A 12,877-nucleotide genomic window follows, 5' to 3' on the forward strand; every position below is an offset into this window, starting at 1 on the left:
CGCTGGGTTTTGGCGGTCATCCAATTAGAATAAAAACACGCAAATTGTCTGCATAACGAGCCCGCAGTTTCTCTTTGAAGGCAGGTTTTTGTTGTGAGTAGTAGCTTCCGCGCCCCCTCTACGCCCCCGTACGGTGAAATTGGCATTACCGCAGTTTTTCAGGCCGTGTGGCAGCAGAAAGCCCTTGTTTTATTTGTTACCGTTGGGGTGGCATTGGCTGCGGCGGCCTATGCTTTCACTGCAACTCCTGAATACCAAGTAAGTAGTGTTTTACGTCCGGCTGCTATTAATGAGCTGGATGCATTGAATCGTTCTGAAGTCTATCAATTATCACCAGCGGATGCGCTCGTCAAAGTAGGTGCATCCTTAGAGTCCTATGAAACTCGACTCAATTTTTTCAGGGCTAATCAGGCATTGTTTAAGCCTTTCGAGCGTCCTGGACGTACGCTTGAACAAAGCTTTGACGCCTTTAATCGTGACTCTCTCAAGTTGGTCCTTCCCGATCCGAAAAAATCAGACTCTCTGAGCGCGTACATAGGCTTAGGGCTCAATTATCCAAAGGGTATTGATGGCGTCAGCGTGCTTAATAAATTCGTTGAGTACGCAATTGATGCTGAGCGTGAACAGATTGCTGCTGATCTCAGAGTAATTGTTAAAAATCGTCTAACAGAGCTGGAAGGCAAAATTGAAGCTGCTCGGTCAAGCTACCAGACTAACAAGGACGCGCGAATCGCGACGCTTCTGGAGGCTGATAATCTCAAGCGAGCGCAGCTGCAGGACGAGCTAAAAGCGCTGCGTCAGCAAATCAAAACTGCTCGCCAAGACCGCATTGCGCAATTGGGCGAGGCAATCGCGATTGCAAAATCTCTCGGAATTGAGAAACCGACGACACCTTCCGCACTGGGTGAAAAAAGTGCCGGTTCCCGTGAAAATAGCAGCGTGATGCGAACAGAGGTTAACAATCAGCAGATACCGCTTTATTTTATGGGCGTAGAAGCGTTATCGGCTGAACGTACGGCGCTGTTGCAGCGCAAGTCTGATGATTTTACTGAAGGCCGAATTGCCCAAATCGCTCGTGAATTGCAGTTGTTGCAGAGTAACCGTGAGATTGAGGTATTGAAACAGCGCCAGAATGAAGATCTCTTTCTTTCAGGGGTTGAGCCCCTGAGAGCCGAGGTTGTGCGCCTGAAAAACCTAGGTAATCTCGACATCAGCAACATGAAGCTGGTAACGATAGATCGCAAAGCGCTTGAGCCATTAAGCCCCGTAAATCCTAAAAAAATCTTGATATTGGCCGTCGGCGTTTTAGCGGGAGGGATGCTGGGCGTTCTAGCTGCATTGATCAGGCATCTTGTCCTCCTAGGTCGACGCGCCAAGGAGCAAGAGGTTACTGCGCTGCTTTCTAACGCCGCAGGCAAGTCGTTGCACGAGAAGGCGACGCTGTAATCCTGTTCTCCAGCGCATCCAGCAGGCCGTGATCGTGCATGGATCATGGCTCATTATTGATCCCGGGTTTTGAGGTTGCCGGGCATCTCTTCAAATATCAACTTGAAGCTCTAAACCCTGGGTGGAGTGGGGCGCCGGTTTTCTTCGTTATGTCGCTATGCGCGGCGCTTGTCGCCCTTGATGTGATTTTTGAGTTCACAGCATTTTGAGGTGAAATTTCGCCACGAAATGGCTTATTGATATCGCTGTGTGCAGCCTCGAATCCGTTGAAGTCTTTTCACGGTTCGTTTTTGAATTGGAGGGTGAGGGCTGTATCATCATCTCCTTTGTAGCTCCCTGGAATGCTGGGTCAGTGCAGAGAGGCAAGGCTTTTATCCAAAGGGCTGCCCGGACAGGAAATAGACACTCGCCTTGGCTAGGTATCAGGCTCAACCGAAGCCGCCACTGCGACGAATATGGGAGACGTGCAGTGGTCCAACGCCCTCTCGAGATGTCAGCGACAGATTTTGGATGAGTAGGCGTTTTGCCGGTATTAATCAAGTAAACCTCTGTCCGAATGGTGGGGGATGTGAACGTTAAGGACGTGTTTTAGATATGACAATGTTGAAGCGTAAGGGGATCATTCTTGCCGGGGGCACGGGTACCCGCCTCTACCCATTGACGCTGGGGGTGTCTAAACAAATGCTCCCCATCTACGACAAGCCGATGATCTTCTACCCGCTATCGGTGCTGATGCTGGCAGGTATTCGTGAAATTTTGATTATCTCTACCCCTGATGACTTGCCAGGATTTAAGAAATTACTGGGTAGCGGCAGCCAATACGGCGTGCAATTGAGCTATGCGGAACAGCCGACCCCCGATGGCTTGGCGCAGGCATTCATCATCGGTGAGGAGTTTATTGGCAAAGACCCTATATGCCTGATCCTGGGCGACAACATTTTCTATGGTCAGCACTTTTCCGACAATCTACGATCTGCCATGTCGCAGGCGTCCGGTGCAACTGTGTTTGGTTATCACGTGTCGGATCCAGAACGCTTTGGTGTGGTTGAGTTTGACCATACTGGGCGTGTGCTCAGTATCGAAGAGAAACCCGTCAAACCAAAGTCAAACTATGCCGTCACCGGGCTGTACTTTTATGACAACCAAGTCGTGGAAATTGCAAAAAGCATCCGCCCTTCTTCACGTGGTGAGCTTGAAATTACCGATGTAAACCGTGCTTATCTTGAGCAGCAAAGCTTGAGTGTCGAAATGTTGGGCCGAGGCTTTGCTTGGTTGGACACAGGAACCCATGAGTCGCTGCTAGAGGCGAGCCAGTTTGTACATACCATTGAGCATAGGCAGGGCTTGAAAGTGGCTTGCCTCGAAGAAATCGCTTTTCATGCAGGCTGGATTACACCCGAACAGCTGGCCGTACAAGTGCAGCACTTGAGTAAAACAGGCTATGGGCAATACCTGCGCAATATTTTGATAGAGCATAAGAGCTAATGAAGTTTATAGAGACCCAGTTGGCCGGCGTGGTCATTATTGAACCCAGAGTGTTCACGGATGAGCGTGGATGGTTTATGGAAAGTTTCAATGAGCCGTTGTTTCATAAGCAACTCGCTGCGTTAGGTCACCCGATTCCGCGCCCGTTTGTGCAGGACAATCATTCCTACTCAAAAAAGCATGTGTTGAGGGGGCTTCATTTTCAGGATGATCCCCATGCCCAGGGCAAGCTTGTGCGAGTTACCGCAGGCAGCGCCTATGATGTGGCGGTTGATATAAGGAAGGGCTCGGAAACATTTGGTCAATGGGTGGGCGTCGAGCTGTCAGCAAGCAATGGCCGGATGCTTTGGATTCCAGAAGGCTTTGCTCATGGTTTCTTAGCCTTGGAAGACAACACTGAGTTCCTCTACAAGACCACGGATACCTACTCCAAGGCCTGCGAGCAATCGATTAACTGGAGCGATCCCGACATTGGTATCCAATGGCCAGTAACAGAAGGGTTGATTATCAGCCAGAAAGATAACGACGCTCCGTTACTCTCTGATGTGATTTCCTTTGTTTCAGCGCTGACAGGCAATGTGACGTCGAGTGAGCTGCAAGTAATTGGAGATGATCGTGGCAGCCTGATTGCCTTGGAGCAAGGGCGTGATATCCCTTTCGATGTCAGGCGAGCCTATTATATTTTCAACACCAAGGCAGGCGTCAGCAGGGGCTCGCATGCACATTTCAGATTGGAACAGTACATTATCTGTTTATCGGGTAAGTGCCGAATCTTGATCGACGATGGTCTGAAGCAGGAATCAATATGGCTGGACGCCCCGAACAAGGCCATTCACATTAAGAAGCTAATTTGGCGCGAGATGCACGATTTTAGCGAAGATTGCGTCCTTCTGGTATTCGCAAGCAATCATTATGATGAGGGCGACTACCTGCGAAACTACGATGATTTCATCCGTGCGGTTAAACGATACACTTGATTTAGCAGCGCGTGCTGCGATCCAGTATCAGCGAGCGGGCATTTCAGCGCGGTCTGATCGCGGCCCACAGCTTTGCATCGGGTGCAGCAATGGCTGTGCCTGTAAGCACCTAATAACGAAGCACCGACGTCAGGTATTTTTTGATGATTCCATTTCTCGATCTAAAATCATTGAACAAAGCTCATCGTGAAGAGCTCATAGAAGCTGCGACACATGTCATTGATTCAGGTTGGTATATTCAGGGCGAATGCCTTAAACGCTTTGAGGAGGAGTTCTCAGCCTACACAGGCGCGCTTCACACCGTGGGCGTGGCGAACGGTCTGGATGCATTGACCTTGACCATACGCGCCTGGAAAGAGCTGGGAAAGCTCAAGGATCACGATGAAGTAATAGTTCCAGCCAATACTTACATCGCGACGTTACTGGCCGTTACCGAAAATGACCTGACACCGGTTTTGGTTGAGCCTGACCCAGACACCTATAATTTGTGCCCTAAGAACATCGAGCGTGCGTTGACTGACAAGACTCGGTTGATCATGCCTGTTCACCTCTATGGGCAGTTGGCTGATATGCCTGCAATTCATGCAATCGCAAAGCGCGAACATTTGCTCGTCCTGGAAGACTCTGCTCAAGCTCACGGCGCACAGGCGGCGGGTAAGAGTGCGGGTAATTGGGGAGATGCATCCGGCTTCAGTTTTTACCCAGGCAAGAACCTCGGGGCGCTTGGAGATGCAGGTGCGATTACCTCCAGTGATGCCGAATTGGTCAATATGATTCAGGCTTTACGAAACTATGGATCCCATGAGAAGTACAAGAACCTCGTGCAGGGCGTGAACAGCCGACTGGACGAAATTCAAGCCGCTATGTTGAGCGTAAAGCTGAAATATCTGCAGGCGCAGACCGATGCTCGTCGACGCGTGGCCGCTATTTACATGGCAGGAATAAAGAATCCTTTAATTAAGTTGCCATTGGATTCCAGCGTTGATGTGATGAATTATACCTCCCACGTGTGGCATCTTTTTGTCGTACGATCCGAGATGCGGGAGGCGCTACAGCGCCACCTAGCGGAATCCGGTGTTCAAACGCTAATTCATTACCCCATCCCGCCTCATCAACAACAAGCTTATTCACAGTCCGACTTTTACAATAAGTCGTTCCCTATTACCGAATGTATCCACCGGGAAGTCTTGAGCTTGCCAATCAGTCCAGTGATGAGCGACGTAGAGGCTCGGCGTGTCGTTGAAGCTTGCAATAGCTTTTCTGTAGACGCCTGACATGACGCTGCTTCGAACAAGCTTCCTTAACGGCATTGCGGTCATTATCAAGATGCTCACTTTGTTGGGTATCAACAAAATGCTGGCCATTTATGTGGGCCCGTCTGGTTATGCCGCGTTAGGCCAGTTTCAGAACGCTGTACAAATGGTTACGACGTTTTCGACAGGCGCCATTAGCAATGGGGTGACCAAATACACTGCTGAATATAAAGACGACGAGGAGGCCCAGCGCCGGGTGTGGCGCACCGCGGGCACGATTGCATTTGTAGGGTCAGTCGTAACATCTGTCTTGATTGTTTGCTTCAGCAAACCATTGGCCATGTGGTGTTTTAATGACGAGTCTTTTTACAGCGTATTTATCTGGTGCGCTGCTACGGTAGTATTTTTCTCGTTCAACACCTTGCTACTCGCGATTCTCAATGGCAGAAAAGAAATCAACCGATATATCTTGGCCAATATCGGGGGGAGCGTCCTCTCCCTGTTGGTCACTATTGTCATGGTTGTGCAGTACGGGCTGTACGGCGCACTGATTTCCTTGGTGCTCTACCAGTCCATTGCCTTTTTCGTGACGTGCCTGCTTTGCTATAGAACGCCGTGGTTTCGGTTTTCTAACTTTCTGGGGCGGTTGGACAAGCAAATTGCCATAAACCTGACAAAATTTACCGCCATGGCGCTTACCACAGCCGCCTGTGTGCCGGTCAGCCATATTTTAGTTCGGAACTATCTTGGTTCGGAATTTGGCTGGGAGACGGCCGGTTATTGGGAGGCTATGTGGCGTTTAAGTACGGCGTATTTGCTGCTCGTGACAACGACGCTGGGTTTGTACTTTTTGCCGAAGTTATCAGAGTTGGTCGATCCGCAGGATATCAGGAAGGAGATCGTACAAGGGTATAAGTTAATCCTACCTGTTGCGATGTTCTGTGGTTTGATGATCTATCTCTTGAGAGATTTTATCATCGGGCTGCTATTCACAAACGCATTCAGCCCAATGAGAGACTTTTTCGCGTGGCAGATGTTGGGTGATACGCTGAAAATTGCGAGCTGGATACTCGCCTATCTGATGCTGGGCAAGGCGATGGTTAAGATGTATATCGTCACAGAAGTAGTTTTTGCGTTCAGCTTTTATGTGTTGACGATAGTATTGACGAAGGTCGGTGGGCCAATTGGTGTGACGTGGGCTCATGCCGTAAATTACGGTTTTTATTTGGTTGTCATGTACTTTCTTATTTATAGAAAGCTAAATCAACATAATGCAGTCTGAGGTTTTTTGCCCATGAGCCGCTTGTTATCCTCGATTCGCGATTTAATTTTAACGCAACAAGATATCAGTAAGAGTATCGAGTTGGCTGAAATCTACGGGGCTATACTCTGGGCGGCTGATAAGGGCGTTTACGATGATCCCGAGTTGGAGGATATATTAACTGAGCGGTGCATGACCGAGGTCCAACAGGGCGAAGCCCCTGTAGCTTTGAAGGACTGCATTCATCTGATATCTGAGCCCTTTTTGATCGGAGGTCATACCCGGTTGATGGAGCAGCTCTCTACAATGCATTCGGAAAAGCCGGACCTCCTGGTGATCCGCCAAAGTGATGAAAGGGCGGTCGAGCGTACGCGTAGTTTTTTTAATGAGTGCACGGTCGTACAACCCGGGACAGCGCTGCAAAAAATAGTTGAAATTATAGAGTGTTTGAAATCATATAAGAGGGTGGTTTTACATATCCATCCTGACGACATGGTCACCATCATTGCTTGTCGTATTATAAAAAAAATGACAGGTGCTAAGATTTTCTTTGTAAACCACGCTGATCATGTATTCACCTATGGCAGCACGGTGGCGGATGTGTACTTCGAAATCAGTACATTTGGCATGCATCGGGATAAGAAGAAGAGCATATCAGGGGAAAAATCCTTTCTGGGTATCCCGCTGAGTACACAGCTAGTCCCGAAAAAGCATCGTCTGCCTGGAAAGAATGATGCATTGCATTTCTTCAGTGCAGCGTCGCCGTTTAAGTTTAAACCCGTAAAAGGGTATGATCCACGGCCCACAATTCACAGGATTTTGTCGGAGTTCAAAAACTCTACATTCTGGATAGTTGGAGCTAATCCTTATACAAATATTTGGTGGTGGCCACTAAAACTCAAGTATTGGCGTCGTTTTAAGATTTTGTCGTCCGTGCCGTATGCAAGTTATTTAAAGCTTTTGGAGAAAGCTGACTTTTACGTCGATAGCTATCCGACACCCGGGGGGACTGCATTTGCCGAACAACTTGTCAGTGGTCGTCGCTGTGTGGGGCTCCGTGCGCCGGTACAAGGCTATTCGCCTGCAGATAATCTTAAAAGTAAGAGTGTAGATGATTTAATTGAGAGCATTCTTCAATCTGATAACAATGAATTAGTAATCGAATCAGTTTACGCAGTAAATGGCTATGACGCGGTAAAGTCGCGCTACCTGGCATGCCTGTATGACAATATATTATGTGCGAATGAAATGGAACAGCATGTAGCGTGGACAGGCGATATCGCCGTTTATGAGCAAGCAGGGAAAATAACGTCAGCTGTTCCACCTGCGGTGATCGCTAAGTTGATCGGCTACGATAAACGTTTTCTATTTGCTGTATTGCGAGAGTTGAGCGTCATGCAGAGGACGAAGATGCTAATTAAGCTAGCGCTTTTGAGGCTCAAAAGGTTAGCAGGAAAAGGCGCAGGGTCGGATAAGGTATGAGAGCGCTAGGGCTGCGTTTCTTTATTATTCTGCTCATGCTCTCGGATTACATTATCTTAACGTTCCACGCGCCGTCTGTTTTTGGGGCTTGGCGTGAAGGGATGGTATTGCTCTATATCCTGCTGACAGTGTTGCTCGTGGTGTTTGAGGCCGGAACGCTCCGTTCGATACCGCGGAAGTATAACGAGCAGTTACTGGTGTTCGCATTTTTTATCGCTTTTTATTTGATGTGCGGAGAGCTTTCTGATAGCTCATTTCGGATGTTTCGCTCTTTTGCGATGCCTGTTCTTTTCGCATTGATGGTAAATGCGGTATGCCGGGAGTTAAAACTTGAAGTAAAGCTTCGTGTAATATTTTCCACCTTAGTGATGATGACTTTTATTTCTGGTTGTTACGCCATTTATCAATATCTCACCATCAGTGATGCAGAACAATTTTGGTATTGGCCTTTACTGGCAGAAAAAGGTTTTGAATTAGAGGCGTACAACTCCATGAGGGAAGGCAACGCCCGGATGTCAGGATTCTTTACCGGTACCCTCGAATTCAACGCATTTGTTTTAAATACTGCACTATTCGCAGTTTGTCTGCTCGTGCAGGCTGTCAGGAAGCGGAAATATAATTTGAGCTTCCTAGCTTATCTTCTGGCGACTTTGTTTTCGGCGGTGCTGATTTGTTATGGTTCCGTTCGTACGGCTGTTATCGGAATGATATCTGCCGTGTTCTTTCTAGCGGTGTTGCAACTGTTCAAGCGCAGAATATTCATTAGCGTGTTGGGCTATAGCTATTTTCTGTTTTTTACCTGCTCGATATTTCTCTATCTTGCGTTAGGATACACCGAAGATTTGTCCGCACTTGATCGGATAAGGCAATGGTATGTGGTACTCGAATCGCTTAGCTCCATGCCTTTGGGTCTGGGGTTTGGTGCTATCGGGCCGGGCCAGGCGCATTGGTATGATTCCTTCTGGTTGAATCTCCTCGCGTCCGCTGGCTATCTAGGGCTCGCCGTCATGATCGGGCTGATCGCGTTTTACGGAAAAATCGTCACGGTCACCCAACAGCTACGTATGGGAGGAAGCGCCTTTATGGCAGGCGTTGCCGACTATCTGGTTATCAGCTACCCGTTTTTCCTGAGCAGTTTCTTCTTTCAGTCCTATACCAATAGTGTTGTTTTGTATCTTTTTACGCTGGTTATAGTAGTGGTGATGTATGACTCAAAATATCGCACAAATTAAGCTCTCGGTATTGGTTGTTCTTTATAAGCGCCATTATGAGGATTCGATTGCTATAACAACTTTGCTAGCGTGTGTTAAGAGTTTTCAAGAAAAAGGGATTAAGGTTGATGTGTTTGTGTGGAATAACACTCCACAGTGTTCGCCCTCTTTAGTTAGAGAAAACTTAACGTGGTTGGAAGGAAATAACGACGGGCTGCCTCATATTTATAATCGTGTTGCTGCGCAGGCCTTTGAAGCAGGAGCCACGCATTTTGTGATTTCGGATGATGATACTGATTACTCAGCGCCCAATTATGTTGGCGCGATTGTCAGTGCCGTTGAGTTTGAAGCAAAATCGTCGCCTGATGTATTTGGTGTAATGCTGCCGAAAATTTACTCAGGAGAGAAACTGGTCAGTCCAGGCGAGCGTTTCTGGTTTTTTGGCCGCCTGTCAACGACGGTCGACAGTGGTATGAACACCTCGCTTGATAAGTTGGCCATTAACAGTGGGGTCATATTCACAAAAGCTTGTTATGCGCGGATGGCGCCGCTTTTTGATGAGCGGCTTAAATTTTATGCCACGGATACAGCGTTCTTCGTGAGGTATGAGTCTTATTATTCGCACTTCTATGTGCTTGATACTGCACTGCAACATGACCTGTCTGAACACACATCGGACAGTCCCGAGCGTGCGGTCTTTCGTTTTCAGGAAATGATTCGTGGTTTTCGAGTGATTTTCGAACGAAAAAGTTATTTTTTTCGCGGTGTGATGGAAGGCTATTTGATAATTTCCGCATTGCGCAAGAGTATTTCTTACAAGGATTCTGGTTTTTTTCGTTCCTATATTTCGTCTTTTACAGAGAAAAAATAATGTTAATAGGATTCGTTGAATTTCTTTCTTTAAAAATCAGAAAGCGCGGTATAAAAATTGATAAGCGTATACCTGACGGTTATCTCTTTGACTTCGTTTTGTCTAGAGCTTACATGATGGTCAATGGTTTCTTAACCTTCAGGCGGCTCTCGGTCGTCTTGGTAGGCAAGCGCGTTACCGTGAAGGCTCGATCATTGATCTTTGGGGGGAAGGGACTTGTAGTCGATGATGGATGCTTTATTGATGCCTTGGCGGTCAAAGGCATTACCTTTGGGCAAGGGGTTTCTTTGAAGAAAAATGTTACTATTGAGTGCACGGGCAGCCTGAACAAATTGGGCGAAGGGCTCTCGATTGGTAATAATGTCGGTATCGGCAGTGGCAGCTTTCTGGGCTGTGCTGGCGGTATTACCATAGGCGATGACACGATTATTGGTAACTATGTATCGTTTCATTCGGAGAATCATAATTTTTCTGACCCTGCAACGCCTATTCGTCTGCAGGGAGTAAATAGTTTGGGAATCCAGATCGGTAGTAACTGCTGGATAGGCGCTAAGGTGACCGTACTGGATGGAGTTTTCGTTGAGGATGGTTGTGTAATCGCGGCTGGCGCCGTTTTGAAGGCTGGACGATACGCCGCTAACTCTATTTATGCGGGCGTCCCTGCAAAACGAATAAAAGAACGTTGCTAAAAGGATGTGTAGTGAAAAAAATTATATTTTTTCATTTGCTCAATGACTACAGCGGGAGCCCGAAGGTTCTTTCCCAGGTGATTGATGCTGTATCGAAGAAAGGATTTGACGCCGAGTTGTTTTTGGGAGGGAAAGGCGGTTCCGGCTTCCTTACGTCTGTGCCTTGTGTTCAACGGCGCTATTTTTACAAGCGTTTTGATAATAAGTTTCTGACGTTGATTAGTTATACCGTATCACAAGTTTTGTTGTTTTTTAAGTTGCTGAAGTATCGAAAATCTTCTGCGATTTTTTACGTTAATACCTTGTTGCCCTTCGGTGCGGCTCTGGCAGGCAAGTTTTTGGGGATTAAGGTTTTTTATCATATTCACGAAACGTCCGTTCGCCCACGGCCTTTGAAGGCCTTTTTGCGTTGGGTAGTTGAAAAATGTTCAAGCAGTAATATATTTGTATCGCATTTTCTCGCGCGGACCGAAGGCTTTTCCAAGGTTGAGAGCCATGTTGTTTATAATGCTATTCCGCAAGCAATGAGCCGAATCGCTGCCCGTCATGTTTATCATCCATTCACGGATGGAACGTTTTGTGTATTGATGATTTGCTCATTGAAAGCTTACAAAGGCGTCAATGAGTTTGTACATATTGCTCGCTCGTTGAGTTCGCATCCGAGCTTCAAGTTTAACTTGGTCCTTGGTGCAACGGAGATTGAAACTTCTGACTTTTTTTGGGCACTTCGATTCCCGATAATCTGACTATCATTTCGAACTGTGCTGATGTTGTGCCTTATTATCAGCAAGCGAGTATCTTACTGAGTCTTTCGAAACCGGATGAATGTGTGGAAACGTTTGGTTTGACGATTCTTGAGGGGCTTTCATTTGGGATCCCGTGCATTGTACCTCCGGTAGGCGGGCCCGTTGAGCTCGTGTCCGACGACTGCGAGGGGTATCTAATGACCTCTAATAGGGTCGAAGAAATTTCTGCAAAACTGGTAGCTCTACAAAAAGACTCGGATACCTGTTATCGCCTGTCTGCAGCAGCAAAGATAAAGTCACTTAGTTTCTCAAGTGAAAAATTTGAAAGTGGTGTGCTTGGGGTGTTTGATGGGATTTAAATTTGCAGTCATAGGTACAGTCGGTCTTCCAGCTCAGTATGGTGGGTGGGAAACGCTGTCAGAGCAACTGGTTACATATCTGGATCGTGATTACGAGATTTCGGTATATTGCAGTTCTAAATCCTATGCGTCTCAACCCAAAAAATATGGCAATGCCGATCTGATTTACATTCCGTTAAAAGCGAACGGCGTGCAAAGTATTCCTTATGACATTGTCAGCATGCTGCATGCCTATCGCAAGAATGATGTGCTGCTGATCCTGGGGGTCTCCGGCTGCATTGCGCTTCCATTCATAAAAATGCTTACAAAGAAGAAAATCGTCGTGAATATTGACGGTTATGAATGGAAGCGTGCGAAATGGTCACCTTTAGCCAAGAAGTTCTTGAAATTTTCAGAGGCTGTGGCAGTCAAGTATTCTGACGCAGTGGTGACTGATAATCAGGTTCTTCAGGATTATGTCCGCAGCGAATACGGCCGAGAAAGTACTCTTATTGCCTATGGCGGTGATCAGGCTAAGACGCGCGCACTCGTTGAGTCCGATCGCGAACGCTATCCATTTTTACGTAGCCCTTACGCGTTTTCTGTCTGTAGGATTGAGCCTGAAAATAATATTCATATTATTGTCGAAGCGTTTCACGCCAGTAAACTCGATTTGGTTATCGTTGGGAACTGGAAGCAGAGTGACTATGGAAGGGCGATCCAAGACAAGTACGCTGGTGCGGAAAACCTCCATCTGCTCGACCCTATTTACGACGGCGATGAACTAAGCCCGTTACGCAGCAATGCCACTATTTATATTCATGGCCACAGTGCGGGTGGAACCAATCCCTCTCTTGTGGAGGCGATGTGGTTGAGCTTGCCTATCATCGCGTTCGATGTTTCATTCAATCGTGCCTCTACCGAAGACAGCGCCAAATTCTTCGATTCCAGTGAGTCACTTATAGCTCATGCGTCCATGCTTTTTGCCGACGAGGCTGCGCGTGCTGCCTTGAGTGAAAAAATGCATGAAGTCGCGGTGCGTCGATATCGTTGGGAAGGTGTGTCTTCTCAATACGATAAGCTATTCAAACAACTGTTGTCCTCTGATAGGGCTTGAT

12 protein-coding genes and 1 pseudogene are annotated in these 12,877 nt (G+C 47.3%); all 13 read left to right on the plus strand.

Annotated features, from left to right (window positions below; translation table 11 throughout):
• Positions 1-93: 93 nt before the first annotated feature.
• Entirely contained in the window at positions 94-1,446 is a 1,353-nt protein-coding gene (locus C4J84_RS08155; protein WP_124370084.1) for a Wzz/FepE/Etk N-terminal domain-containing protein, read from the plus strand.
• A 594-nt stretch (positions 1,447-2,040) separates the two neighbouring features.
• Entirely contained in the window at positions 2,041-2,931 is an 891-nt protein-coding gene (gene rfbA, locus C4J84_RS08160) for a glucose-1-phosphate thymidylyltransferase RfbA (protein WP_124370085.1), read from the plus strand.
• A pseudogene (gene rfbC / locus C4J84_RS26395) lies at positions 2,931-3,488 on the plus strand (dTDP-4-dehydrorhamnose 3,5-epimerase); the annotation flags it as partial. The gene rfbA and the pseudogene rfbC, both read left to right, overlap by 1 nt.
• A gap of 21 nt (positions 3,489-3,509) precedes the next feature.
• The gene (locus C4J84_RS26400) at positions 3,510-3,908 is read left to right on the plus strand and encodes an FdtA/QdtA family cupin domain-containing protein (protein ID WP_256657494.1); all 399 of its coding nucleotides are present in this window, start codon (positions 3,510-3,512) and stop codon (positions 3,906-3,908) included.
• Between the two features lie 143 nt (positions 3,909-4,051).
• Positions 4,052-5,182, plus strand: a complete 1,131-nt coding sequence (locus C4J84_RS08170) for a DegT/DnrJ/EryC1/StrS aminotransferase family protein (RefSeq protein WP_124370087.1) — start codon at positions 4,052-4,054, stop codon at positions 5,180-5,182.
• 1 nt (position 5,183) lies between these two features.
• Positions 5,184-6,443: an O-antigen translocase gene (locus C4J84_RS08175; RefSeq protein WP_124370088.1), complete on the plus strand. Its 1,260-nt coding sequence runs from the start codon at positions 5,184-5,186 to the stop codon at positions 6,441-6,443.
• A 12-nt stretch (positions 6,444-6,455) separates the two neighbouring features.
• A complete protein-coding gene (locus tag C4J84_RS08180) occupies positions 6,456-7,904 on the plus strand; it encodes a hypothetical protein (protein ID WP_124370089.1) in 1,449 nt (482 codons plus the stop codon).
• Positions 7,901-9,136, plus strand: a complete 1,236-nt coding sequence (locus C4J84_RS08185; RefSeq protein ID WP_124435164.1) for a hypothetical protein — start codon at positions 7,901-7,903, stop codon at positions 9,134-9,136. The genes C4J84_RS08180 and C4J84_RS08185 overlap by 4 nt, the downstream gene beginning before the upstream one ends.
• Positions 9,111-9,986, plus strand: coding sequence for a hypothetical protein (locus C4J84_RS08190; protein ID WP_124370091.1), 876 nt, complete (start codon positions 9,111-9,113; stop codon positions 9,984-9,986). The genes C4J84_RS08185 and C4J84_RS08190 overlap by 26 nt, the downstream gene beginning before the upstream one ends.
• Positions 9,986-10,675: a DapH/DapD/GlmU-related protein gene (locus C4J84_RS08195; RefSeq protein ID WP_124370092.1), complete on the plus strand. Its 690-nt coding sequence runs from the start codon at positions 9,986-9,988 to the stop codon at positions 10,673-10,675. The genes C4J84_RS08190 and C4J84_RS08195 overlap by 1 nt, the downstream gene beginning before the upstream one ends.
• 11 nt (positions 10,676-10,686) lie before the next feature.
• Positions 10,687-11,421, plus strand: coding sequence for a hypothetical protein (locus C4J84_RS08200; RefSeq protein WP_124435165.1), 735 nt, complete (start codon positions 10,687-10,689; stop codon positions 11,419-11,421).
• Positions 11,422-11,447: 26 nt separating this feature from the next.
• Complete coding sequence (locus C4J84_RS26685) at positions 11,448-11,780, plus strand: glycosyltransferase (protein ID WP_372238201.1); 333 nt, start codon at positions 11,448-11,450, stop codon at positions 11,778-11,780.
• On the plus strand, positions 11,770-12,876 hold the full coding sequence (locus C4J84_RS08210) for a DUF1972 domain-containing protein (RefSeq protein WP_124370094.1): 1,107 nt from the start codon (positions 11,770-11,772) through the stop codon (positions 12,874-12,876). Before C4J84_RS26685 ends, C4J84_RS08210 begins: the two co-directional genes overlap by 11 nt.
• Position 12,877 lies beyond the last annotated feature (1 nt).

The sequence above is a fragment of the Pseudomonas sp. R11-23-07 genome (assembly GCF_003852295.1).
Classification (GTDB): domain Bacteria; phylum Pseudomonadota; class Gammaproteobacteria; order Pseudomonadales; family Pseudomonadaceae; genus Aquipseudomonas.